Here is a 24,711-nt window from a genome sequence, read left to right on the forward strand (position 1 = left end):
GCTCGTCACCTAACATGAAATGTGATCTAAAGGGACGAAGGCGAGCTGATGGACGCACTCCGGACGGCCGGATCGAAGGCGTGGGCGCTGGTGGGCATCGCCGTCGCCGTCGCCATCGGCGTCTTCGTGATCCTGCTGCTCAAGCCTCTGGTCGTCGCGCTGCTGGGGGCGCTGTGCGTGTCCCTGGCGCTGTCGCCCGGAGTGGACGCCCTCGCCCGCCGCGGGCTGCGGCGCGGCCTCGGCGCCGGGCTGGGCGTGCTGCTGCTGATCTTTCTGGGCATCCTCGTGGTGTGGCTGGTGGTCACCGGCCTGGCCAGCCAGTGGAGCGAGCTGACCGCGGCCATGAACAAGGCCGTGGCGGACCTGCACGCATGGCTGCAGTCGAGAGGCCTGCAGGGCTCGCTCGCCGAGTCGGCCCGCGACTCGCTGGAGGACCGCGGTTCGACACTGGTGTCCGGGCTCCTGCCGAAGCTGGGGAACCTCGCGGGCACCACCGCGAGCCTGTTCGTGGGGCTGTTCGTGTTCCTGTTCACCACGTTCTTCATGCTCAAGGACGGCCCGCGGATGGCGCGCGGGGCGGAGCCGTGGATCCCGCTCGGGCGCGCCTGGATGGACCAGGTCGGCCGCATCATCCGCGGTTACGTGGTGGGCCTGACCCTGCTCGGGGCGTTCAACGCGGCCGTGGTCGGGCTCGGCGCGCTGGCGCTCGGCGTGCCGCTGATCGGCACCCTGCTGATCATCACGCTGCTCGGCAACTACGTGCCCTACCTGGGAGCCTGGGTCGCGGGGGCGTTCGCGGTGCTCATCGCGCTCGCCTCGGGCGGCCCGAAGACGGCGCTGATCATGACGCTCGTGGTGTTCCTGGCCAACGGCACGCTGCAGACGCTGCTCCAGCCGTTCGCCTACGGCGCCGCGCTGCGCATGCGCCCGCTGACCATCCTGCTCGCCACCGTCGTGGGCGGCCTGCTCGCCGGCATCATCGGCGTGATGATCGCCGCCCCCGTCGCCGCGATAATCCAGCACACCGCCGAACTCCTCCGCGCTCCCCCAACCGCCCCGTCCCCGCCCCCGCCCGACGGCCAAGATCCCGACGATCTTGCGCGAACTGTTGACGATACGCCCGATTAGCGCGTGTCGCACCCACAGTCCACGCAAGATCGCCGGGGTAGAACGTCAGTAGGTCAGGCCGAAGCCGTAGGGGAAGAGGGGGGTTTTGGGGTCGCCGTGGTTGACGGGTTCCTGGTCGGGGGTGGCGGGCCAGGACATGGGGAGTTTGCCGGTGGGTTTGTGGGAGCCGAAGAGGACGTCGGCGACGCCGGCGCCCTCGGTGCCGGGGAGCCAGGCGGCGAGCAGGGCGCGCCACTGCGGGAGCTGGGCGGTGACGTCGACGGGGCGGCCGGAGACGAGGACCACGACCACGGGCTTGCCGGACTTGCGCAGCTCGGCGAGGGTGTCGAGGTCGGCCTGGGTCAGGGTCACGCCGTCGGGGCGGTCGCCCTCGTACTCGGCGTAGGGGGTCTCGCCGATGACGGCCACGGCGACGTCGGTGTCGGCGGGCACGCCGGTGCCGTCCGCGCTGAAGGTGACCTTGCCGGAGGTGCCGACGGCGTCCCGGATGCCCTGGAGGATGGTGGTGCCGTCGGTGATCGGGCCGGACTGGCCCTGCCAGGTCAGCGTCCAGCCGCCGGACTGGTTGCCGATGTCGTCGGCGTTGCGCCCGGCCACGAAGATCCTGCTGTCCTTCTTCAGGGGCAGGACGCCGCCGTCGTTCTTGAGCAGGACCTGCGACTGGCGGACCGCCTGGCGGGCCAGCTCGCGGTGGGCCGGTGCGCCGACCTTGTCGAACTGCGAGCGGTCGGCCATCGGGTGCTCGAACATGCCCAGCTCGAACTTCTTGGCCAGGATGCGGCGGTTGGCGTCGTCGATCCGGTCCAGCGGCACCCTGCCCGCGTTGACCTCGTCGCGCAGCACGCTGATGAACTCGCGCCAGCGCTCGGGCACCATGACCATGTCGATGCCCGCGTTGACCGCAGCGCTGACTTCTTCGGGCGTGAACACGTCGCGTACGCCGTCGATCTGGTCGATGGCGTTCCAGTCCGAGACGACGAACCCGGTGAAGCCCAGCTCGCCCTTGAGCACGTCGGTGATGAGCTGCCGATGGCCGTGCAGCTTGACGCCGTTGAACGAGCTGAACGAGATCATCACCGAGCCGACGCCGGCCTTGACCGCGGCCTGGAACGGCGGCAGGTGGACCTTCCGCAGCTCCTCCTCGGACAGCTGCGCGTCGCCCTGGTCCTTGCCGCCGTTGGTGCCGCCGTCACCGACGTAGTGCTTGGCGGTGGCCAGCACCGAGTTCGGCCCGCCCAGCTTCTCGCCCTGCAGGCCGGTCACGATGGTGGTCATCGCCGAGGCCAGCTCCGGGTCCTCGCCGAACGACTCGTAGGTGCGGCCCCAGCGGATGTCCCGGGCCACGCACAGGCATGGCGCGAAGTCCCAGTCCAGCCCGGTCGCGGTCACCTCGATCGCGACGGTCTCGCCGATGCGGCGGACCAGCTCCGGGTCACGGGTGGCGCCCAGGCCGATGTTGTGCGGGAAGATGGTGGCGCCCTTGACGTTGTTGTGGCCGTGCACCGCGTCCACCCCGTAGATCATCGGGATGCGCAGCCGGGTGGCCATGGCCTCGGCCTGGAACGCGTCGTACATGTCGGCCCAGCCCTGCGGCGTGTTGTCGGACGGCACCGAGCCGCCGCCGGACAGCAGCGAGCCCAGCGCGTACGAGGTGATCTCCCCCGCGCCGACCTCCTTGCGCTCGGCCTGCGTCATCTGGCCCAGCTTCTCGTCCAGCGTCATCCGGCCCAGCAGGTCGTCCACCCGCTCGGCGACCGGGCGGGACGCGTCCAGGTAGGGCGCGTCGGGGTCGAACGCGCCGGTCTGCCCGTCGTCGCGGGTGAACCAGTAGACGCCGCCCGCGGCCAGGAGCACCAGTGCCAGCCCGGCGGCGATCAGCAGGGGGCGGCGCGGCGGCGGGGCGGGGGCGGTCGGCGGGGCGGACACGGTCGTCGTCATCTAGCCTCTCCCGAAGGGGTTTGGTGGCATGGGGAAACGGCCGCGAGTGCCCCTCTCGCGGCGATGAGCACCCGCCAGCCAACACGGCGCGCGCTGCGGTGTCAACGAAATCCTGAAACATAATGCGCCGCAGGTGAAACGCACGATGTAACAGAATCCGCGGCGGGTATCGGCTTCCGCGCTGAAGCCGGACGTTGCCGTCACCGGTTCATACGCGGCGGGCCGCCGCCGGGGTGGCCCCCTCGTCAGCCGAAATGGATCGACTGCCCGGGACCGCGTCCGTAGCGTTGCCGCCCATGGCATTCCAGCATCCCCTGGCGTTCCTGCTCGGACTGGAGGGCGTCGCGCTGCTGCGCTCGTTCGCCGGTGATCCGGGTATGGACCGCGATTTCGTGCACGCGCGCCTGGCCGAGGTGCGCAGGCTGCTCGACGAGGCGGCGCCGCAGCTCGGCGACGGGATCGACGCCGGGCAGGTGGACACCGTCGGCGGCTACGGCATCTGGTCGCGGACCTACGACGACCCCGGCAACCCGCTGATCGAGGTGGAGGAGCCGGTGTTCCGCCGCATCCTCGACACGCTGCCGCCCGGCGACGCGCTCGACGCCGCCTGCGGCACCGGCCGGCACACCGGGTACCTGGCGGCGCGGGGGCACCGGGTGATCGGCGTGGACAGCTCCCCGGACATGCTCGACCGTGCTCGCGCGAAGGTGCCGGGCGCGGCGTTCCAGCTCGGTGACCTGCACGAGCTGCCGCTGCCGGACGCCTCGGTCGATCTGGTGACGTGCGCGCTGGCGCTCACCCACGTGCCGGACCTGGCGCCGGTGCTGGGCGAGTTCGCGCGGGTGCTGCGGCCCGGCGGGCACCTGGTGGTCTCCGACATCCACGTCATGTCGCTCTACCTGGGCGGGGTCGCCCACGCCGAGGGCCCGGACGGGCGGCGTGAGCTGCTGCCCGCGGGCCGCTTCCTGGCCGGGGACTACCTGAACGCGGCCGTGCCGCTGGGGCTGCGGGTGCTGCGCTGCGAGGAGCCGCGCTGGACGCCGAGCCCGTGGGCGGGCGGGCCGCAGGCGCGGCAGTGGTGCCCGGAGGCGGCCGCGGCGGCGTACGAGGCCACCCCGGCCGCGATCATCTGGCACTTCCAGCGGGACTGAAACCACGAGGTAGCGCCCGCTGTGCCGGGCTCCGGGGCGCCGAGTCCGCCCCGGAGCCCGTAAGCGTGCTCCGCACGGCCTGTTCACCGGACGCACGTCTGGCCGTGGCACGGCCGACGGTTCGGCTTACCACGAACGGCGCAGCATGGGCAGGACGCCGTCCGGATCGGCGCGCGCCGTCGAGGTGCCCAGCGGCGTTTACCGGGTGCGAACACCCGTACCGCCGTCTGGAGGAGATCTGATGACGACGTTGAGCCCGCGCGGCCGCCTCGCGGTCGCGACGATGACGACCATGCTGTTCGCGGCCGTCGCGATCGGATACCTCCTGCTGCCGTGACGAGAGCCCGCCGGTCGCGGGCGACCTTGGCGGACGCCGCGCGCTCAGCGCCACCAGGGACGACGGCGTTGCACGGCCAGCGCCTGGGCGGGGACCACCAGGTCGGCGAGGTGGAGTTCCAGGTGTCGTAGGTGCTCGCCGACCCAGCGGCGGCGGAGGCGCTGCGGCGCGGTGCCGCCGGGCAGTGCGCCGGAGACCTCGCTGCGGTCCGGCGCGGGTGGGGTCAGCGGCGGCGGCATCGGACCGGTGGGGCGGCCGAGCTGGTCGGCCAGGCTCGCGTAGAAGGCGGCGAGCGCGTCGGCGTGGCGGACCAGGGCGTCGCAGTTCGGGTCCGGTGAGGCGTCGCGCGGCGTGAGGTCGTCGAGGGCGTCGGCGGTGAGGCGGAGGCGGACGCCGGCGATGACGAGGCGCCAGAGGTCCTGCCGGTTCATCCGCTTCGAGCCGGGTTCGGCGAGGTAGCCTCGCAGCGCGTCCTCAAGTCGGAAGCCGGCCCCGGCGGCGCGCTGTGCGGGGGCGGGCAGTATCGGGCGCAGGCCCAGAGACCAGGAGACGGCCTCGGACAGGCGTACGCCGCCGTCGCGGTACAGCTCGGCGACGTCGTCGCGGACCAGGTCACCCGCGCCGCGCGGCCACACCAGCAGGCCCGCGACCAGGCTGACCGAGCAGCCGATCGCGACGTCCTGGAGCCTGATCAGGCCGAGCGTCCAGCCGGTGGGCGCGAGGATGTCGTAGAGCACCAGGATCACGACCGTGAACGCCGCCTGCCCGGCGACGTCCGGCAGCACGCCGGGCGCGTACGCGACCACGAACACCGCCACCACCAGCGCTGCCCAGTGCGCCTCCGGCGATCTGCCCAGCGCGGGCAGCAGCGCCGCGCCCACCGCCACCCCGGCCGCGGTGCCGACGATCGCCTTCACCGCCATGGTCCCCGTGGACGCGGCGCTGGTGCGCAGCACGCTCAGCGCGCCCAGCAGCACCCAGAAGCCGCTGCGCACGTCGCTGAGCTGCACGATCATCACGGCCACGGACAGGGCCAGCGCGCCGCGGAGCGCGTTGACGAACCACACCGAGCGCAGGTTGGCGTTGCGCAGCACGATCCCCGCCACACCGGCCAGGGTGACCAGCCGGGCCAGCGGCGGGCGGTCCGGCCGGGCCAGGCCGTACCAGCGGCGCACGCTGCTGCCGGCGGTGAGCGGGTCGGCGCCCCGGGTGGCGATCAGCACGTCGGTGGCGAAGGAGTGCACGCAGGTGGCGGTCGTCTGGCCGTAGAAGGCGACGACCAGCTCCATGTCGTCCGCCTCGCCGCGGCCGGGCCGGGTCAGCTGCGCCACGCTGTCCACGCGGGCCTGCTCCAGCGCGGCGAGGTCCGGGTCGACCGGCTCGCCGCGCAGCACCGCCGCGGCCTGGCGCAGCACCCGGGCCGACGCCTCCAGCGGGGCGCGCTGGGTCGGCGGCGCGTCGCGCAGGTCGCCGCAGCGTTCGATGCCGTCGGCGACCAGGCCCTTGCACCACTCCAGCTGGCTGACCGCGCCCGCCATCGCCTGGTCGGCGATGACCAGCCCGCTCGGCCGGTACGGCGCGGACACGAACAGCGCCATCATCTGATGGGTGGCACCGGACACCGCCGCCCGCAACTCGGGCAGGGCGGCCCGCCGCCCTCCGGCCTCCAGCAGGTCGGCCAGCCCGCTCGCCAGCGTCGCCGTGGCCAGGCGCAGCTCGCGGCCGGCCGAACGGGGCGCGGTGAGCACCACGGCGATCCCGCCCACGACCGTGGCCAGCACCCAGCCGCTCACCCGCGGGCCGATGACGTGCGCCGGGGCCGCCGCCGAAGCGGCCAGCATGTACGGCAGCATCGCCGCCGCCGCGCCGGAGGCGTCGTTGGGCCCGATCACCGCGGCGAAGTACGAGGTGAACGCGACCAGGGCGGTGGCCGCCGTCGCGGCGACCACGGACGAGCTGACCAGCGTGCCGATCACGATCAGCGCCGCGCCCGCCGCGGTCAGCATCAGGTGCGCCACGGCCCGGTCGCGCCGGGTCCCGCCGAACGAGGCGAGCACCAGGCTCGCGAAGCCGCCGAACGCCGCGAAGGTCGCCACCTGCGGCAGCCGCAGCACCAGCAGGCAGAACGCGAACACCGCCGGGACCAGCACGGCGGCCCGCACGGCGCGTACCAGCGCCTGTCTCGACCAAAGCCGGCCCCACCACGGTTCGGCCGCAGCCTCGTGGGCGGCCCGGCCGGGTGCGCCGCCGGGTGCACCCGCCGACCCGCCCGGCGGGCCGGTGGTATGGCCCACCTGCGGCGGCGGCCGGTCCCCGCGCTCGGTCACGCCATCAGCGTCCCCTGAATCGCCGCCCCGCGCGGCCGGTTCCCGGCGATGATCGGGCAGTTCGGCGCGATCATCACGCGATTCGGCCCCGTGATCACGCGATTCGGCCCCGTGATCACGCGGTTCCGCTCGATGATCGCGGTCTCGTGTCATGATCTGCGGCTGGAGCGCAGATCATGACACGAACTCGCGATCAACGCCGCGAAGGCAGCCCGAAGCCGGGCCGCGACCGGGGCCGGCCGGACCGTGGTCAGTCGTGGACCAGGGGGGTGACCTCCTGGGCGGCGAAGGCCATGAAGCCCTCCGGGTCGGGGTCGTCGGGGGTGGGCTGCAGGACGACCGTGTCGGCGCCGGCGGCCGCCCAGGCGCGCACCGCTTCCGCCACCGCCTCCGCGCCACCGGCGACGCCGTGGCCGTCCATGGTGTCGTATCCCCACCGCACCCGCTCGGCCTCCATCCGGGACGCGGCGTCGGGGCCGGTCGCGCAGTGCAGGTACACCACGATGCGGTGCGGGTCGGTGCGCCCGGCGCGAGCCCGGCCTTCGTCGATCAGCCCGCGCGCCCGGCGTACCTGCGCGACGGTGCTGCCGCCGGTGAGAATGGTGCCGTCGGCCAGCTCGCCGGCCAGCCGCAGCGTATGGTCACCCGTCGCCCCGGACAGCAGCTCGGGCATCCTCGGCGGCGGCCAGTCCAGGGCGACGCCGTCCAGCTTCACGTACCGGCCGGAGCTGGTGACGCGCCGCCCGGACAGCAGGGACCGCAGCGCGGTCAGGTGCTCGCGCAGCAGGGTGAGCGGTGACTCGGCGCGCGCGCCGACCTGGCCCATCCAGTCCTGCACACCGTGCCCGACGGCGATGCGGGCCCGGCCCGGGAACAGCCGGTGCACGGTGGCCAGCTCCATCGCGGTGATGGCGACGTTGCGCAGCGGCACCGGCAGCAGGCCGACGCCGACGGTGAGCCGCTGCGTCCAGGCCAGCGCCGCGACGGCCGTGGTGATGCCGCTCTCCAGGAAGCAGTCCTCCCACAGCCACAGCTCGTCGAGCCCGGCCTCGTCGGCGGCCTGCGCCACCGACTTCAGCCGCTCCGGCGGCAGCTGCGGCACGAACACCGCGCCCACCCTGGTCGTCGTCTGAGCATCCGATCCGGTCACGTGATCATGCTGCCGTACACGATGGCGCTCCGCCAGCCTGACCCGGCGCGGCGATGCCGACCCCGCCGGCCGGCGCGAAAACCCGCTGCGCGGGCGTGCTACCCGGGCTAGCGTCGGCCCTCATGACCATCTCCCGCGTACGCCCACCCTTCGACGCCGACGAGCGCACGGCCCTGATGGGCTGGTACGACATGCAGCGCGCGATCGTGCGATACAAGTGCGAGGGCCTGTCCGACGCGGACGCGCACCGCGCCGTCCTGCCGTCCTCGCCGCTGATGACCGTGGCCGGCCTCGTGTCACATCTGCGCTGGACCGAGCACTGCTGGTTCGAGGTGCTGTTCCTGGGCAAGGCCGCGGACTCGCCGCCGTTCGACCAGACCGAGGAGGATCTCGACTTCAAGGTCGCCGCGGGCCGTCCGCTGTCCGAGCTGCTCGACGAGTACGAGCAGGCCTGCGCGCGGTCCAACGAGATCATCGCCGCGCACTCGCTGGACGACACCGGCCGCCATCCCGACTTCAGGTCGGCGCAGGCGAACCTGCGCTGGATGATCATCCACATGATCGAGGAGACCGCCCGGCACCTCGGCCATCTCGACACCATCCGCGAGATCCTCGACGGCGAGACCGGCTACTACTGAGGCCGGGCCGCCTCAGGCGCCTCCTCGGCGGCGCGGGCCTCGTCGATCAGCGCCACCCCGCCGCCGCCGAGGCGCAGCTCGCGGTGCAGGTCGACGGGGCGCTCGCGCTCGACGACGGTGTGCTCGCCCTCCGGCGCTGAGCAGCGGAACCGCAGCTCCCCGTGCGCCACCGCGTCGCCCGCGGTCAGTGCCGTCAGCCGGCCGGCCTCGACCACCGCCGCCAGCGCGGTGACCGTGAGCTGCACGGTCACCGCGGCGGTCAGCGTGCTCACCGTCCGGCCGTCGACGACCACGTCCACGTCGGCCTCGTACTCCCACGGCATGGTGAAGCTGCGGATGCCCACCTCTCGCCGCAGGCCGGGCTGGGCGTAGGTCTCCCGCGCGGCGGCCAGCAGCGCGGACCGGGTGCGCCACGCGCCGACCAGCAGGTCGCTGACCTCGATGTCGAGCAGCTCGGTAACCTTCGCCAGCACTGCGCGGGCCAGCGCGGGCGCGGGCGTTTGCGGCCCTTCGCCGACGACGCCCGCCTCGGCGAGCCGCTCGGCCGCCCGCTCGACCTCCCGGGCGGCCGCACCGGCCTCGCCGGGCAGCAGTTCCCCGAACAGGATGTCGCGGACCGTGGTCACCCGTCCTCCCGGTACTGGTCGGTGCGGTAACGGGTGCGGACGGTGCGCACCACGACCTCGATCCCGCCCACGGGCGTGGGCCGCCGTCGCCCCCGGCGCAGCGCCAGCACGGCGAGCAGGGCGAGCAGCAGCAGCGCGAGCAGGCCGACGATCGTCAGCGCCTGGTTTCGGCTGGCGCCGCTGTCGGGGAGCAGGTCGCCGACCGGCGCGTCCGGCGCGGCGACGGGGAACAGGCAGACCGGGGTGAGGCGCATGGGCGCTGGTGCGGCGTCGGTGGTGTACGCGCTCACCCGCACCGTCCACGTCGCGTACGCCGACGGCCCGTCCTCGGCCACCGAGTACTGCCGCTGCCCCGCGGCGTCCCCCGCCCGGAACCCGCCGCCGGAGGTCAGCGCGCCCGGCGGGCAGTGCGCGGTGGCCACGCCAAGGCGGGGCACCAGGCACACGCCGGCCGCGATGCCGGGCACGCATTCGCGCGCCAGGGTGTCCAGGTTGAACGAGACGTCCTCGACGGCCACGGGCTGCACCGGCCCGGTGAGGCACACGGCGTACGCCGTCGCCCAGTTCGACGCACGCAGCGCGGCCTGGCCGCGGGTCAGCCCGGCGTCGACCGCCCAGCCGCGCTCGCCCACCGGGTGGCTGCCGCTCACCACGGCCGCGCCGAGCCTGGCCTGCCAGGCGGTCGCGTAACCGCCGCCCGAGCGCACCGTGCCGGACGGGCACTCGGCGGGCGGCGGGTCCGGCAGGCCGTCGGCGGGCGGGCCCGCGAAGGCCGCCGCGGTGACCTCGCCGCCGGCCAGGCAGAGGGCGCTGACCCGCAGGGAGCCCGCCGACTGCCGCAGGCCGAGCACGGTGACGGTCCAGGCACGGGGCTGAGAGCCGGCGGCGACGGGGCCGCCCTGATCGTCGGTGGGGTGGCTGGCGAGCACCCGGACCTCCGGGTCCGCATCGCCGTATCCGCCGCTGAGCAGCTGCTCGCCAGGGGCGCAGCCGACGGTGAACGACTGAGGCGCGGCGGTCGGCCCGAATGCGACGGTGCGGCTGCGTACGGCCGGCTCGCCGAGGTCGATCGCCACGGACGTGCCGGGTGCGGCGGCCTGCGCGGCAGAATGCAGCACCGCCACGGCGAGCAGTGGCAGCACGGTGTGAAGGAACGCCGACGGTCGCATCGCGTTCAGGTTCGCATGGCAGCGGAGTCCTCGCTGTCCCGCCGCCGACAGCCGGTGCGGTCACTGGAAGGTTAAGAAGGGCACCTTCTTCTACGCAGAACGATAAGAAGGTGCCCTTCCTTTCCGCGGGGCGCCTCGGCGTGGCGGCCGCGGGGTCAGGAGGCCCAGATCTCGAATTCGGAGAGCTGGGCGGCGGGCCAGCCGGTGTTGGCGGTGAAGTTGAGGCGGACGTAGCGGGTGGAGGTGGCCGGGAAGGTGATGGTGACGCTGTTGCCCGAGGCCGGGTTGAAGGTGTAGCCGGCCGAGCCGACGAGGTTGCCGAACGTGGAGCCGTTGGTGCTGCCCTGCACGGACAGGGTCTGGGTGCGTGCGCCCCAGGCCGCGGGCGGGGGCAGCTTGAGCACGATGCGGCTGATCGTGGTGGCCGCGCCGAGGTCGACCTGGATCCACTGCGGGAACGCGTTGTTGGCGCTCTCCCAGTACGTGTCGGCGTTGCCGTCGACCGCGTTGGCCGGGACGTAGTTCTGGTTGTAGCTGCTGGCCGTGGCGGGCTTGTTGCGGGCCAGGTTGGACGAGGGCGCCGCGCTGGTGGTGGCCGAGACGGTGTTGGACGGCGACGACGTGTTGCCCGCCGCGTCCTGCGCGGTGACGGTGAAGCTGTACGTGGTGGACGGGTTCAGGCCGGTCACCGTGTACGCCGTGCCGGTCGCGCCCGCGACGACGTTGCCCGCCTGGCGCACCTGGTAGCCGGTGACGCCGGTGTTGTCGGTGGACGCCTGCCAGGACAGCGAGACGCTGTTGCTGGTCTGGCCGGTGACGGTCAGGTTGCCGGGGGCGCTCGGGGCCTGCGTGTCGCCCTGCGGCGCGGTGCCGTACACCTCGAACGACGCGCACTGCGCGGCGGGCCAGCCGGTGTTGCCGGTGACGTCGAGGCGCACGTACCGCGCGCTCGCCGCCGGGAACGTGATGGTGACGGTGTTGGCCTGCGCCGGGTCGAACACCCGCCCGGCCGACGCGGCCAGCGTGCTGAACGTCGAGCCGTTGGTGCTGCCCTGCACGGACAGCGTCTGGGTGCGGGCGCCCCAGCCGGTGGGCAGCTTGAGCACCACCCGGCTGACCGTGGCCGCCGCGCCGAGGTCGACCTGCAGCCACTGCGGGAACGCGTTGTTGGCGCTCTCCCAGTACGAGCCCTGGTTGCCGTCGACGGCGTTGCCGGTGCCGAAGCCGCCGTTGACGCTGCTCGCCGAGGTGGGCTTGTTCAGCGCCAGGTTGGTGTCGACCGGCGGCTGCCCGCCGACCACCGGCTGGGTGGGCCGCACCGCGGTCAGCGGGAGCTGCCCCTTGAGCATCCTCCCGCCGTCGGCGGTGATGCGCAGGTAGTAGTCGGAGGAGCAGACGGTGCCGTCCTCGTCGAGGGTGACGATGCCGGAGTTGGTGGGCACCTGGGAGGCGTTCTCGGCGGTCTTGGCGATCTGGTTGCCCTCGTTGTACTCGTCGAACATCGAGACGTAGAGGCCCTGCGCGCCGACCCGGATCATGTTGTAGAGGTGCCGCCAGTAGAAGTCGCCGTGGTAGCGGTGGTGCGAGGACAGATCGCCGGGCATCACGCAGGGCTGGTAGTCGATGCCCCGGTTGTTGCACTCGGCCTGGTCGGGCACGTTGACGTTGGTGTAGAACCAGTCCAGCCCGTTCAGGTCGCCGGTGCGGCCCACCATCCACGGCGAGATCATGTTGAACGCCGTGTACACGTCGAAGAAGCCGGACCGGGAGTCGTTGATGCCCTGCCGCCAGTAGGTGGGCACGCCGCCGATGACGTAGCAGCCCTGGGCCTTGAACCAGTTGATGACCTCCAGGCACGGCGCGGGCGCGAACGGGCGGCCCGGGTCGTTGAAGCCGAAGCCCCAGATGCACACGACCGGCTTGCCGTTCTGCCGCGCGTACGCGGGCGAGGCGGTGTACGCCGACATCTTGGTGGTCCAGTCGGTCTTCAGTTCCGACTGCATGTTGGTCCAGTTGGTGACGTCGTACATGATGTAGAACTTGCGCCCGTAGGCCTCCGCGGCGGTGCGCACCTTGGCCGCCATCGCGTCGCGGGTGGGGCCCTCGCCGCCGAACGGGTTGAACCGCTGCAGCGCCGCCGTGTCGCAGCCGTGCTGCTGCATCCACTGGAAGTGCAGGTTCACCGTGGACTGGTCGTAGGACGAGAACAGCTTCGCGGGCTGGCCGCTGCCCAGGTTGGCGTACGCCGTCTGGTACTGCGCCGGGTAGTCGCGCATGTCCGGCCAGGACACGATCGCGTTGTTGCTCGGCGAGGGCGGCTGCCCCCAGTTGTTGCTCCAGTGCCACCAGCCGTTGATCGGCGCGCCGTCACCGATGGCGGCGAACCAGCCCTGGTAGCCGACCGAGATCTTGCCGACGACGTCGCCGGGCGGGCTGGCCGCGGCGGCCGGGCTCGCCGCCGTGAGGCCTCCCGCGACGGCGCCGCCGGTGGCGGCCAGTGCGGACCCGGACGCCACGGAGGCGACGAACCTCCGCCGGGTTACTGCCATGACGCACTCCCTTTCGTGCACAGCCGGAGGGTGGCGTGGCATGGGAGCGAGACACCCTCCGTCGCCGGAACATCGGATGTCCGGCAGCGAACGGGCGGTGAGCGGGACCGCGTCCCCGGGGCGGGGATTGGCAAAACCCTATGCCCACGCAATCAGCTCGGCAAGATGTCGACGGAAACATTTCCAAAATCCGATCGTTACACCCGAGCTTTCCGCCGTCTACATTGCAATCTGTTGCACAGCAGTGGCTTCCGGTACACGAGGACCCCGTCACACCGGATGACGGGGTCCTCGTCGGAACAGGTGAGGGCGCAGACTGCTCACTCGGCCGCCAGCAGGTCGCCGATCCGGTCGGCCGGGTAGGGCGTCGCCGTCGCCCCGGCGAACAGCTGCCAGTAGAAGTCGTTCATCTCGGCCGCGACCGGCGCGTACCGGCTGATCATGTCCGCGACCTCGGCGGGCACACCCGCCGGGGCGGCGCCCTCGGCGCAGCGGCGCACATACGCGTTGCGCTGGACCGGGCCGCCCTCGTCCGGCACGGGGACCCCGGCCACCCGCTGCACCAGCCAGTTCACCAGCCGCATGCGCGCGTACGCCGCGTCGTGGGTCTCGTTGCGCTCCAGGAACTCCCGCTCCGCCTCGGACAGCTCGAACCGGTCCGAGACGGCCAGGCCGAGGTCACCGAGGTAGACATCGGTGCCGTCGGTCAGCAGGTTGCCCAGGTGCGCGTCGAAGTGGTGCAGGCCCGCCGCGCGCAATCCGGCCACGGCGCCGAGCAGGCCGTGCTCCAGCATCCGGCACGCGGCGAGCAGTTCGTCCCCGCCCGCCGCGACCGGCCCGGCCAGCCACGCGTCGAGCTGGTGCGGCACGTGCTCCAGGCACAGCACCAGCGTCCCGGAGGCCGCCGCGAGCGCCTTGAGCCGCCGCCGCACGCCCGACGCCCCGCCCCAGAACGCCGTCTCCGCGTCGACGTCGACGGGCCTGGCCGGCGGCGGCCCCGGCAGGACCCGCCAGTGGTGCAGCAGCGGGAACACCGCCGTGCCACCGGCGACCACCGCGGCCGTGCTCATCAGGCTCGCCTGCAGCTCGCGCCACGCGCCGAAGCCGGGCGAGCCGACGCCGTACTGGCAGTGCGGGGGCACGTCGAACAGGTTCGCGGTGCTGCGGACGTGCTCGGGCCGCAGCTCCAGGTCGGTGAGCGGGATGCGCTTCACGAACACGCGGATCCCGCCGACGTCCAGCGCGCAGCTGGTGCCGCCGATGCTGGTGACGGCGTTCCCGGACGCGGCCAGCCGCGCCGTGAGGTCGGCGTCGCCGAGCCGTGCCAGCTCGGCGCCGACCAGGCGGTGCCGGGTCAGGCGCGCGTCCCGTCCGGACATGATGTCGTCTCCCCCGCCCGTGCGGGGGTCCACGGCGCCGGTGGTCATTCCCGCTCGTCGGCGAAGGTCTGCCCGCGCGCGGCCAGCGTCTCGCGCAGCACGCGGATCGCCTTCGGCCCCACGCCGTGCAGCTTGAGCAGCTCTTTCGCGCTCAGGGCGGGGAACTGCGAGAGTCTGGTGTATCCGGCTTCCGCGAACGCGCCGGTGGCGGGCCTGCCGATGCCCCGGGGGAGAGCCTCATCGTCGGTCACGCACCCGATGCTAACCCGCGAGATCATCCGACTCGCCCGGCACATGGGCGTATCTTGACCGAGTTTTCGCCCGTATGCCTGGCAAGTCGGATGATCTTGTCAGCACCGCGCGATGATGGTCGCGTGGACTCGATGGCGGCGTGGGAGGTGGCGCGGCCGGGGCCGATCGCGGGGCGGCCGCTGCGGGCGGTGCGGCGGGCGGTGCCCGCGCCCGCCGACGACGAGCTGCTGGTACGCGTACGCGCCTGCGCGGTGTGCCGCACCGATCTGCACGTGGCGGAGGGGGATCTGCCGCCGCACCGCAGCCCGGTGATCCCGGGGCACGAGGTGGTCGGCGAGGTCACCGCCCTCGGCGCGGCGGTGACGGGGTGGGCCGCGGGCGAGCGCGTGGGCATCGCCTGGCTGCGCCACACCGACGGCATGTGCGCATACTGCCGCCGCGGCCAGGAGAACCTGTGCCCGGCGTCGCGCTACACGGGCTGGGACGCCGACGGCGGCTACGCCGAGTACGCCGTGGTCCCGGCGGAATACGCCTACCGGCTGCCCGCGGGCTACGACGACGCGCACCTGGCGCCGCTGCTGTGCGCGGGGATCATCGGCTACCGCGCGCTGCGCCGGGCCGAGCTGCCGCCCGGGGGCCGCCTGGGCATCTACGGCTTCGGCGCCTCGGCGCACCTCACCGCGCAGGTCGCCCTCGCCCAGGGCGCGACCGTGTACGTGATGACCCGCTCGGCCGAAGCACGCGAGCTGGGGCTGCGCCTCGGCGCGGCGTGGGCGGGCGGGGCGGACGAGCGCCCGCCGGAGCCGCTGGACGCGGCGATCCTGTTCGCGCCGGTGGGCGACCTGGTGCCGCCGGCGCTGTCGGCACTGGACCGGGGCGGCACGCTGGCCGTGGCGGGCATCCACCTAAGCGACATTCCGGTGCTGAATTACCAGCGGCACCTGTTCCAGGAGCGGCAGCTGCGCAGCGTCGCGGCGAACACCCGCGACGACGGCCGGGAGTTCCTGGCGCTGGCCGCGGCGCACCCGCTGGCCGTGACGGTGACGCCGTACCCGCTGGACCGGGCGGACGAGGCGCTGGCGGACCTGGCCGCGGACCGGGTGGAGGGCGCGGCGGTGCTCATACCCTGACGGCGGTTTGCGGAACTGTGCAAACAACTGCCGCACGGAAGTATATTTCTTGCGGATTTCCCGTCCACTTCATACGCTGGCGGCTGTGTCAGACGTGATCGCACAAGCCACGGGGCTCGTCAAGACCTATCCGCCGCGCGACCGGCGCTCCTCTCCCTTCACCGCCGTGAACGGCGTCGACTTCACCCTGCGCCGGGGCGAGGCGTTCGGCTTCCTCGGACCCAACGGCGCCGGCAAGTCCTCCACCATGCGGATGATCGCCTGCGTCTCCCCGCCCACCGCCGGGACGCTGCGCGTGCTCGGCATGGACCCCGCCACCGACGGGCGCTGCATCCGCGCCCGCATCGGCGTCGTACCGCAGGACGACGCCCTCGACAGCGAGCTGAGCGTCCGGGAGAACCTGCTCATCTACGGCCGCTACTTCGGGCTGTCCCAGCAGGTCGTCGCCGAGCGCACCACGGGCCTGCTCGACTTCGCGCAGCTGGCCGAGAAGGCCGGCGAGCGCGTCGAGGCGCTGTCGGGCGGGATGCGGCGGCGGCTCACCATCGCCCGCTCGCTGATCAACGAACCCGAGATCCTGCTGCTGGACGAGCCCACCACCGGCCTGGACCCGCAGGCCAGGCACGTGCTGTGGGACCGGCTGTTCCGGCTCAAGCAGCAGGGCGTGACCCTGGTGCTGACGACGCACTACATGGACGAGGCCGAGCAGCTGTGCGACCGGCTGGTGGTGATGGACGGCGGCCGGATCGTCGCCCAGGGCTCCCCCGCCGAGCTGATCGCCGCCCACTCCACCCGCGAGGTGCTGGAGCTGCGGTTCGGCATCGGCGAGCAGGCCGCCGCGGTCGAGAAGCTGCGCCAGTCCCGCACCGGCGACCGGATCGAGGAGCTGCCCGACCGGCTGCTGTGGTACACCGCCGAGGGCGACGCCGCGCTGGCCGCCGCGCATGCCCTGGGCCTGTCCCCGGTCACCGCGCTGGTGCGCCGGGCGAGCCTGGAGGACGTGTTCCTCGCGCTGACCGGCCGGACGCTGGTCGACTGATGACGACCACCGCCGTCGCGCCGGACATGGCCCTGCGCTTCTACCGCTACCTCTGGCTGCACTACCGGCGCAACTGGAAGGGCACCATCGTCATCAGCGTGGCCAACCCGCTGCTGTTCCTGGTCGCCATCGGCGCCGGGCTGGGCACCCTGGTCGGCTCCGGCAACGCCACCCTGGGCGGGGTGAGCTACCTGGCGTTCTTCGCCCCCGGCATGCTCGCCGCCGCGTCGATGCAGAACGGCATGGTCGAGTCGGCGTTCCCGGTCAGCTACCACCGCATGCCCGGCCGGGCGTACCCGGTCGCGGTGTCGACGCCGCTCGAGCCGGTCGACGTGCTGCACGGGCACGCGCTGTTCATGGCCGTCAAGGTCGCCATCGGCGCGGCCGCGTTCTGCGCGGTGATGTTCGCGTTCGGGGTCGCGGCGTCGCCGCTGGCCCTGCTGGCGCTGCCCGCCGCGACGCTCACCGGGTTCGCCTTCGCCATGCCGGTGACCGCCTGGGCGGTGACGCTGCCCGACGTACGCCCCGTGCAGACGCTGTTCAAGTGGGTGGTGATGCCGCTGTACCTGTTCTCCGGCACCTTCTTCGCCACCGCCCAGCTGCCGGACGCGCTCGGTCACCTGGTCGCGCTCACGCCGCTGTGGCACGGCGTCGAGCTGTGCCGCACGCTCACCCTCGGCACCGCCACCTGGGCGGGCAGCCTCGGGCACGTCGCGTACCTGTCCGTCATGGCGCTCGCGGGCTACCTCGTGGCCCGGCGCAACTTCCGCCGACACCTGCACCCGTGAGAGGGGCCGTGATGCCCGCAGCGCACCTGATCGTCCTGCGGCACCTGTGGGTGCTGCGCAAGGGCCGCCCGTGGAACCTCGCCGTCAACGGGGTCTTCGAGCCGTTCCTCTACCTGATGTCCATCGGCGTCGGCATCGGGCAGCTCATCGACGGCGGCTCGGCGGCGTACGCGGCCTTCGTCGCTCCGGCGCTGCTGGCCACCTCGGCCATGAACAGCGCGATCAGTGAGACCACCGGGTCGGTGTGGTGGCGGCTGCGCTTCGAGCGCTTCTATGACGCGATCGTCACCACGCCGCTGACGGTGCGCGACATCACGTACGGCGAGATCGCCGCGTCGGTGCTGCGCGGCACCCTGTCCTCGGCCTGCTTCCTCGCCGTGATCGCGGGGTTCGGGATGGTGCGCTCGTGGTGGGCGCTGCTCGCGCTGCCCGCCTGCGTGCTGGTCGCGTACGCCTTCTCGGCCGCGGGCATGGCCGCGATCACCGTGATCCGCGAGTTCCACCACCAGCAGTACCTGCAGCTGGTGATGCTGCCGATGTTCCTGTTCGCGACCACGTTCTACCCGCTGTCGGTGTATCCCGAGGTGCTGCGGCCGGTGGTCGCCGCGCTGCCGCTCTACCAGAGCATCGAGCTGCTGCGCGGGCTCACCACCGGGCAACTCGGGCCGGGCACGCTCTTCGCCGTGGCGTACCTGCTGCTCATGGGCCTGGCCGGCGGCTGGATCGCGTCGCGGCGGCTGACCCGGATGCTGCTGCCCTGAACGGCGCCGGGGACCCTCCGTGTCGAAGGGTCCCCGGCGTCATGGCTGGTCACAGGTCAGAGCGGGATGCCCTTGCCCTTGCTGCCGCGGACCGACTTCTTGACGGTCTTCTTGCCGAAGGAGATCGCGCAGCGCACCGCGTGGTCGCCCGACGCCCAGGTGTCCTTGTCACGGACCGTGGCGATGCCGCCGTAGTAGAGGGTCTGGTTCACGCTGACGCCGACGAACTTGGCGGTGAGCTTGTCGCACTCCCGGTGGATGCGGTTCCACTGCCGGTCGGACGTCGGGTACGGGCTGGTGGCCGTGTCACGGAAGACGCCCACGTACTCGGCGTGGTGCGCCTTGCTGCACGGCACGTCCTCCATCTGGGAGATGTCGTCGCCGGTCTTGTGCACGACGACGCAGCCTGCCAGCAGCGCGGCCGGGATGGCGCCCTTCAGGCTGCCCGTGCGGGTGGTGAAGCTGCTGTCGTCCTCCACGGTCTTGACCTGGGCGACCTCGCAGCGGAACCAGCGGGCGCCGCTCTCCCAGGTGCCGGTGCGCGGGAACGCCACGCGCAGCTCCAGCCGGGCGTCGCCCCACGGGCGGCCCAGGTAGGTCTTGGCCTTGGCGTCGCACTCGGCCAGCGCCGCGGCCTTCTGCGCCGGGCCCGGGTACTTGTCGCCCTTGATGGTGCCCACGTGCACGACCTCGCCGAAGTGCGTCTCCGCGCAGTCGACGATCGGCGCGCTGCGCATCGCCACGTCCGTCGGGGCGCCGCCGAGGCACTCGCCCACCTTCGGCTCCCAGCCCGTGACGGCGGCCATCTTGGCCCAGTCGTCGACGAGCTTGCCGTCCGCCTGCGACGGCAGGCCGGGCGCACAGCCCGCCAGCGCCAGATTCGTCAGCAGTGCGGCCAGCACAGTGCCGGCCAAAAGGCGTCCCCGCATCGCCAGTCCTCCCAGGTCGTAGCCTGGGCGATGGTATGCGATCTTGAGATGCCGCAGATCAGCCGAACGGCCAGAAAGATCCGGTGGCGGGTTGCGCAGGCCGTGCTGTCGAGATGGCGACCGACGGTGACTGCGGCCCCGGTGGCGGCACCACCATGGTGGTCCACGCAACCGGCCGGCGAACCCCGTCACCCCTCGGAGGACCAGGATGAACCGACGACGCACCCTCGCCCGGCGCACGACCGGCACCGCCGCCGCGATGTTCCTGCTGGCCGCCGCCGCGCTGGCCGGGCCTACCACCGCACCCGCGAGCGCGGGACCCCTGCCCTGCCTGGCGCCCGCCAGCGCGACGCTCTACGACGCGGGCGCCGTGCTGAAGTGGCAGCTCGCCACCTATCGCGTCACCACCCGCAGCAACTTCTGGTCGGTCGTGGCCACCCGGGGTTCGCAGGGATACGACTCCGACATCGTGCTGTTCAGCCTGGAGGGATGCGCGATCGGCGAGAGCCGGCAGGGTGACTTCATCCCCTCCGACTGGGTCGCCTTCGACAACAACTCCGGGCGCCTGCCCGCCGGGGCCTACGCGACCCGGGTGCTGGGACACCCGGGCGAGACCAACCCGGTCAAGTACAACGTCCAGTTCGTCGAGGGCGGGCGCACCCTGTCCACGTCGACGCCGGCCGTCGACCAGCCCATCGGCGCGAGCTACCTCGACTGGATCGTCGACATCCGCGACGTGTACCTGTCGAACACGGCCACGTACACGTTCACCGCGACCGGTGGGTTCAGCTCGCTGCAGCTGCTCGGCAGCAGCAGCACCGAGCCCGCCACGTGGGCGCGGACCCCCGGCACCGCCGTGGCCTCCGCCTCGACGCCGGTCTACGACCTGGACACCCCGCAGACCGCGACGCTCACCTTCCGGCCCGCGCAGTCGGGCTGGTACGGGGCGCTGTTCGTCCGCAACGGCTGGTGGGGTGCGCCGGTGTCGGTCCGCGTCTCGGCGTCCTGACCGCCTGACCGCTTCCCGGGTTGAAACGGTTCATTGATGGGTCTAACATCGCTCGCGGGAGCAGGGCACGCTACCGCGAACTACGCCAACCGGATGCACGGGCATGCATCGGCCGGTCGGCAGCGACCCCCGTACCTCCTTCCTCGGGAGCACACAGATGCCCACACGTACCCGACGGCGCCTGGCGATCCTCGCCGGCGCCACCGCAACGGCCCTGACCGCCGGCCTGATCGCGGCGGTCAGCGCCCAGGCCGCCGCGGGCTGCCGCGTCGACTACGCCGTCACCAACCAGTGGGGCGGCGGCTTCGGCGCCAACGTCACCATCACCAACCTCGGCGACCCGGTCAACGGCTGGACCCTGACCTGGAGCTTCACCGGCGGGCAGGTCATCAGCCAGCTGTGGAACGGCACGTTCACCCAGTCCGGGACGGCCGTGTCCGTCCGCGACGCCGGCTACAACGCGCCCATCGCGACCAACGCGAGCACCGCGTTCGGCTTCAACGCCAGCTGGAACGACGTGTCGAACCCGGCCCCGGCGAGCTTCGCGCTCAACGGCACCACCTGCACCGGCGCCCCGGTGCCGACCTCCGGCGCGCCGTCGCCGTCGGCCAGCGCGTCACCGAGCCCGTCGGCGTCGCCGTCGGCCTCCCCGTCACCCTCCGCGCCGCCGTCGCCGAGCCCGTCCGGGCCGCCGCCGTCCGGCGCGAAGCAGATGGAGGACCTGAACCGGGGCCTGGTCAGCGTCCGCTCCGGCAGCGCCAACCTGGTGTCCTGGCGGCTGCTCGGCACCGAGTCCTACAGCACCGGGTTCAACCTGTACCGGGGCGGCACCAAGGTGAACGCCTCCCCCATCACGAACTCGACGAACTACCTCGACAGCGGTGCCGCGGCCGACGCGTCCTACACGGTGCGGGCCGTCGTCAACGGGGTCGAGCAGGCCGCGTCCGGGGCGTCGCTGCGCTTCACCGGGGGCAACTACCTCGACGTGCCGATCTCGGCGCCGGCCAGCGGATACTCGGCCAATGACGCGTCGGTCGGCGACCTCGACGGCGACGGGCAGTACGAGATCGTGCTCAAGTGGGACCCGGACAACGCCAAGGACAACTCGCAGTCCGGGGTCACCGGCAACGTCTACGTCGACGCGTACCGGCTCAACGGCACCCGCATGTGGCGCATCGACCTGGGCCGCAACATCCGGGCGGGGGCGCACTACACCCAGTTCCAGGTGTACGACTACGACGGCGACGGCCGCGCCGAGGTCGCGATGAAGACCGCCGACGCGACCCGCGACGGCGTCGGCACGGTCATCGGCAACGCGAGCGCCGACTACCGCAACTCCTCCGGCTACGTGCTGACGGGGCCGGAGTACCTGACCATGTTCAACGGCCTCAACGGGGCGGCGCTGTCGACGGTCAACTACGAGCCGCCGCGCGGCACGGTTTCGTCCTGGGGTGACAGCTACGGCAACCGGGTCGACCGGTTCCTGGCGGGCACCGCGTACCTCGACGGGGCGCGGCCGAGCCTGATCATGTCGCGCGGGTACTACACCCGTACCGTCATCGTGGCCTGGGACTTCCGCAACGGGAGCCTGACCCGCCGCTGGACCTTCGACTCCAACAGCGCGGGCAGCCAGTACGCCGGGCAGGGCAACCACCAGCTGTCCATCGGCGACGTGGACGCCGACGGGCGCGACGAGATCATCTTCGGCGCGATGACGATCAACGACAACGGCCAGCCGCTGTGGAACACCACCCGCGGCCACGGCGACGCCCTGCACGTCGGCGACCTCGTCCCGAGCCGGGCCGGGCTGGAAGTGTTCAAGGTCAGCGAGAGCACCAGCCAGCCAGGTTCGTGGTTGGCCGACGCGCGGACCGGCCAGATCCTCTGGAGCACCGCCTCCGGGGCCGACAACGGGCGTGGCGTGGCGGGCGACATCTGGGCCGGCAGCCCCGGCGCGGAAGCCTGGTCGGCCTCCGACACCACCCTGCGCAACACCTCCAACGGTGCGTCACTCGGCCGTGAACCCAGCTCGATCAACTTCCTGGTCTGGTGGGACGGCGACCCGGTGCGGGAGCTGCTCGACGGCACGCACATCGACAAGTACGGCACCTCCGGCGACACCCGCCTGCTCACCGGCAGCAACGTCGCCTCCAACAACGGCACCAAGTCCACCCCGGCCCTGTCCGCCGACCTGTTCGGCGACTGGCGCGAGGAAGTCATCTGGCGCACCAGCGACAACACGGCGCTGCGTATCTACGCCACCACCAACACCACCGACCGCCGCATCCACACCCTGATGCACGACCCGATGTACCGGGTCGCCATCGCCTGGCAGAACACCGCCTACAACCAGCCGCCCCACCCGAGCTTCTTCATCGGCGACGGCATGAGCACCCCCACCCTCCCCAACATCTACCTCCGCTAGAAAGGAAGGGCACCTTCTTAACGCTATGCGTAGAAGAAGGTGCCCTTCTTAACTCCGGATCACGGTGTGCTGTCGACAAGCGGTCCTACGCTCAGACATCAGTCGCCAGCATGGCCGGAGGGTCGATGGACCTGCTGAACTCTGTACTTCCGCTGTTCGGTGTCGTCGTCGGCGCAGCAGGAGCCTACTGGGCGACGGCCGCCACGGAGCGCCAGCGCTGGCGGCGAACCCAGAGCACTCGCTGGGACGACCGCAGGCTCACTGCCTACATAACCTATGGCGAGACGAGCAAACAGATCATGACGATCGCCCACCGTATCGCCGCTGCTCGCGGGCTTGACAAGGCGATCGAACCGCTCTCGCCCAGAGAGGGTCTCGACCAGCTCGCCACCGCGATAGCCGCGCGGCAGGCCGCTTGGGAGGCTGTGCTGCTGCTCGGCGATGTCGACGCTGTGCATGCCGCGCGAGCATGGGATCGGGCTCTGTGGCGACCTGTCGAGATCGTCCGCGGAGACGCTTGCACCCGACAGCAATGGCGAAAAGCCGACATCGCCGTAGGCGAAGCCCGTGACGCTTTCTATGCGGCGGCGCGCCGTGACCTCGGCGTACAGGCTATCGGTCCGCTGCCCCAGCTGCGCCCTCCGGCCAGCGACGCCGACGGCTAGTGAGCGCCAGCGCCGGACGCCTGCACCGATCAAAAGGGCACCTTCTTGTTCGTCGAACAAGAAGGTGCCCTTTCCTGCTCAGGGCTTGTCGAACTGTCTGGGCTCGCATGATGCTTGACGGTACGGCGTCGCAGGATGCTTTACACCCAGTCAAGATCGATTTGTGTCATGTCCGGTGCTGACGCCGATGGTACGGCGCCCGAGACCGGCGAGGCCGTCTTGGCGGCATCGGCACTCGTATGATCTCCCGATGATCGAGCCCTCGCCTGTAACCCGGTCGTCGCTGCGCCACGTATTACCGATCCTCGTGCCAGCGCCGATGGCGGTGCTGCCGACCCGGACCTGGTCCGACGAGCAGTGGGAACGAATCACGCTCGGTTACCGCGCCCGTGGCATGGACGAGCGGTGGGACGTGTTTGTCGAGGACCAGACCGTGTTCCTGCACCGCAGCTGGACGGGGTTTGGGATCTACGAAGCATCGTTTTCGGCCGTGGCCGGCGAAGGCTGGCGCATCTCAGCGGCGGTCACAGAAGCCGATCCGTCGCGATGCGGCCGCACCTCGGATCAGTACGACCGCGTGATGCTTGAACTTGTCCTCAGCACGATCGTGCTTGGCGAGCCCGCCGGGGAACTGCGCGTCGAGTTGGTCGCTTTGATGACGCAGACGTCCGGACGCACAGATACTCCGGCAGGTCTCATCGAACACAGCATGGTCGGGCTGCGATCAGATCGGTGAGTACCAGATCAGGCACGTAGGCGCGTTTGCTCCTGCTGATCCGGGATGGAAGGCGGCGGCGTGACACCGCGACGACCAGCCTCGAACCGCAGTCGACGCGGACCCCATCGAGGGTGATCCCGGCGCAGCTCACATACCAGCGCTTCGGTCTCGGCGTCAACCCGGTGCGGGCAGAGGCGGGGCCGATGAGATCGGTCTTCCAATCCCTCGACGCCCTCGGCGGCATACCGGGTCAGCCAGTTGTGGATCGTTTGCCGCGACACCGCATAGCGGGCGGCAACCTCCGTCTTCGGCGTCCCGCCCAGGCACTCCATCACAGCATGGAACCGCTGCTCCAACACGCTCAACTCCGCAAGTCCCACCCGGTGCCCCTCACGCCTGAATACAGGCGCAACGAGACGCGACAAGACACCGCCTACAACCAGCCGCCCCACCCGAGCTTCTTCATCGGCGACGGCATGACCGCCCCCACCCTCCCCACAGCTACCTCCGCTAGAAAGGAAGGGCACCTTCTTAACCAGCACCCGACCTGAGGGCCCCTGTTCGAAGCCGCCCAGGACGAATCGGCCGCCGCTTCCCGTCGGC

The 24,711-nt window shown here is 71.9% G+C and carries 21 protein-coding genes and 1 pseudogene; 12 read left to right on the forward strand and 10 right to left on the reverse strand.

The genetic code is table 11. The features are described from left to right. Positions 1–48: 48 nt before the first annotated feature. The gene (locus Cba03nite_RS10320; RefSeq protein WP_203744595.1) at positions 49–1,128 is read left to right on the forward strand and encodes an AI-2E family transporter; all 1,080 of its coding nucleotides are present in this window, start codon (positions 49–51) and stop codon (positions 1,126–1,128) included. 45 nt (positions 1,129–1,173) lie between these two features. Here the strand turns inward: Cba03nite_RS10320 and Cba03nite_RS10325 are convergent, their stop codons facing one another. After that, positions 1,174–3,066, reverse strand: coding sequence for a glycoside hydrolase family 3 protein (locus tag Cba03nite_RS10325; protein ID WP_203744597.1), 1,893 nt, complete (start codon positions 3,064–3,066; stop codon positions 1,174–1,176). A gap of 296 nt (positions 3,067–3,362) precedes the next feature. Here Cba03nite_RS10325 and Cba03nite_RS10330 point away from each other — a divergent pair, with 296 nt between their 5' ends. Further along, positions 3,363–4,217 (forward strand): class I SAM-dependent methyltransferase, encoded by an 855-nt coding sequence (locus tag Cba03nite_RS10330; RefSeq protein ID WP_203744599.1) that lies wholly within the window; start codon positions 3,363–3,365, stop codon positions 4,215–4,217. Positions 4,218–4,598: 381 nt separating this feature from the next. Here the strand turns inward: Cba03nite_RS10330 and Cba03nite_RS10335 are convergent, their stop codons facing one another. Together Cba03nite_RS10335 and Cba03nite_RS10340 are read right to left on the reverse strand one after the other, a co-directional pair. Next, entirely contained in the window at positions 4,599–6,881 is a 2,283-nt protein-coding gene (locus tag Cba03nite_RS10335; protein WP_203744601.1) for an FUSC family protein, read from the reverse strand. Positions 6,882–7,131: 250 nt separating this feature from the next. Continuing rightward, positions 7,132–8,031, reverse strand: coding sequence for an LLM class flavin-dependent oxidoreductase (locus tag Cba03nite_RS10340; RefSeq protein ID WP_203744603.1), 900 nt, complete (start codon positions 8,029–8,031; stop codon positions 7,132–7,134). Positions 8,032–8,153: 122 nt separating this feature from the next. Between Cba03nite_RS10340 and Cba03nite_RS10345 the strand changes: the two genes are divergently transcribed. Then, the gene (locus Cba03nite_RS10345; RefSeq protein ID WP_203744605.1) at positions 8,154–8,669 is read left to right on the forward strand and encodes a DinB family protein; all 516 of its coding nucleotides are present in this window, start codon (positions 8,154–8,156) and stop codon (positions 8,667–8,669) included. Here Cba03nite_RS10345 and Cba03nite_RS10350 read toward each other — a convergent pair. From Cba03nite_RS10350 to Cba03nite_RS10370, 5 genes are all read right to left on the reverse strand, one after another. Then, complete coding sequence (locus Cba03nite_RS10350; protein WP_203744607.1) at positions 8,663–9,295, reverse strand: hypothetical protein; 633 nt, start codon at positions 9,293–9,295, stop codon at positions 8,663–8,665. The two genes, Cba03nite_RS10345 and Cba03nite_RS10350, sit on opposite strands and share 7 nt — an antisense overlap. Continuing rightward, positions 9,292–10,464 carry an LPXTG cell wall anchor domain-containing protein gene (locus Cba03nite_RS10355; RefSeq protein WP_203744609.1) on the reverse strand — a complete coding sequence of 391 codons (1,173 nt, stop codon included), beginning with the start codon at positions 10,462–10,464 and terminating at the stop codon, positions 9,292–9,294. Before Cba03nite_RS10355 ends, Cba03nite_RS10350 begins: the two co-directional genes overlap by 4 nt. A gap of 155 nt (positions 10,465–10,619) precedes the next feature. Beyond that, complete coding sequence (locus tag Cba03nite_RS10360; protein ID WP_203744611.1) at positions 10,620–13,013, reverse strand: discoidin domain-containing protein; 2,394 nt, start codon at positions 13,011–13,013, stop codon at positions 10,620–10,622. 320 nt (positions 13,014–13,333) lie between these two features. Next, positions 13,334–14,392 carry a serine/threonine protein phosphatase gene (locus Cba03nite_RS10365; protein WP_203744613.1) on the reverse strand — a complete coding sequence of 353 codons (1,059 nt, stop codon included), beginning with the start codon at positions 14,390–14,392 and terminating at the stop codon, positions 13,334–13,336. Positions 14,393–14,436: 44 nt separating this feature from the next. Continuing rightward, positions 14,437–14,643, reverse strand: a complete 207-nt coding sequence (locus Cba03nite_RS10370; protein WP_203744615.1) for a helix-hairpin-helix domain-containing protein — start codon at positions 14,641–14,643, stop codon at positions 14,437–14,439. A 132-nt stretch (positions 14,644–14,775) separates the two neighbouring features. On the opposite strand from Cba03nite_RS10370, the gene Cba03nite_RS10375 reads away from it, so the two are divergent. From Cba03nite_RS10375 to Cba03nite_RS10390, 4 genes are all read left to right on the forward strand, one after another. Continuing rightward, the gene (locus tag Cba03nite_RS10375) at positions 14,776–15,774 is read left to right on the forward strand and encodes a zinc-binding alcohol dehydrogenase family protein (RefSeq protein ID WP_239125634.1); all 999 of its coding nucleotides are present in this window, start codon (positions 14,776–14,778) and stop codon (positions 15,772–15,774) included. An 85-nt stretch (positions 15,775–15,859) separates the two neighbouring features. After that, the gene (locus Cba03nite_RS10380) at positions 15,860–16,813 is read left to right on the forward strand and encodes an ABC transporter ATP-binding protein (protein ID WP_373315736.1); all 954 of its coding nucleotides are present in this window, start codon (positions 15,860–15,862) and stop codon (positions 16,811–16,813) included. After that, positions 16,813–17,601, forward strand: a complete 789-nt coding sequence (locus tag Cba03nite_RS10385) for an ABC transporter permease (protein ID WP_203744619.1) — start codon at positions 16,813–16,815, stop codon at positions 17,599–17,601. The genes Cba03nite_RS10380 and Cba03nite_RS10385 overlap by 1 nt, the downstream gene beginning before the upstream one ends. Before the next feature lie 11 nt (positions 17,602–17,612). After that, complete coding sequence (locus Cba03nite_RS10390) at positions 17,613–18,362, forward strand: ABC transporter permease (protein WP_203744621.1); 750 nt, start codon at positions 17,613–17,615, stop codon at positions 18,360–18,362. A gap of 56 nt (positions 18,363–18,418) precedes the next feature. Here Cba03nite_RS10390 and Cba03nite_RS10395 read toward each other — a convergent pair whose 3' ends face one another. Next, positions 18,419–19,276, reverse strand: coding sequence for a septum formation family protein (locus Cba03nite_RS10395; protein WP_203744623.1), 858 nt, complete (start codon positions 19,274–19,276; stop codon positions 18,419–18,421). Between the two features lie 223 nt (positions 19,277–19,499). Between Cba03nite_RS10395 and Cba03nite_RS10400 the strand changes: the two genes are divergently transcribed. The 4 genes from Cba03nite_RS10400 (at position 19,500) to Cba03nite_RS10415 (ending at position 24,126) form a co-directional block, all read left to right on the forward strand. Continuing rightward, positions 19,500–20,300: a hypothetical protein gene (locus tag Cba03nite_RS10400; protein WP_203744625.1), complete on the forward strand. Its 801-nt coding sequence runs from the start codon at positions 19,500–19,502 to the stop codon at positions 20,298–20,300. Positions 20,301–20,457: 157 nt separating this feature from the next. Next, entirely contained in the window at positions 20,458–22,725 is a 2,268-nt protein-coding gene (locus Cba03nite_RS10405) for a rhamnogalacturonan lyase family protein (RefSeq protein ID WP_203744627.1), read from the forward strand. A 125-nt stretch (positions 22,726–22,850) separates the two neighbouring features. Continuing rightward, on the forward strand, positions 22,851–23,390 hold the full coding sequence (locus Cba03nite_RS10410) for a hypothetical protein (RefSeq protein ID WP_203744629.1): 540 nt from the start codon (positions 22,851–22,853) through the stop codon (positions 23,388–23,390). A 250-nt stretch (positions 23,391–23,640) separates the two neighbouring features. Continuing rightward, positions 23,641–24,126: a hypothetical protein gene (locus tag Cba03nite_RS10415; protein ID WP_203744631.1), complete on the forward strand. Its 486-nt coding sequence runs from the start codon at positions 23,641–23,643 to the stop codon at positions 24,124–24,126. Positions 24,127–24,173: 47 nt separating this feature from the next. Here the strand turns inward: Cba03nite_RS10415 and Cba03nite_RS10420 are convergent. Further along, a pseudogene (locus Cba03nite_RS10420) lies at positions 24,174–24,473 on the reverse strand (helix-turn-helix domain-containing protein); the annotation flags it as partial. Between Cba03nite_RS10420 and Cba03nite_RS40610 the strand changes: the two are divergent. Beyond that, positions 24,447–24,659 carry a rhamnogalacturonan lyase family protein gene (locus Cba03nite_RS40610; RefSeq protein WP_373315737.1) on the forward strand — a complete coding sequence of 71 codons (213 nt, stop codon included), beginning with the start codon at positions 24,447–24,449 and terminating at the stop codon, positions 24,657–24,659. The pseudogene Cba03nite_RS10420 and the gene Cba03nite_RS40610 overlap by 27 nt on opposite strands. The last annotated feature ends 52 nt before the right edge of the window (positions 24,660–24,711 follow it).

The organism is Catellatospora bangladeshensis (assembly GCF_016862575.1).
GTDB lineage: Bacteria > Actinomycetota > Actinomycetes > Mycobacteriales > Micromonosporaceae > Catellatospora > Catellatospora bangladeshensis.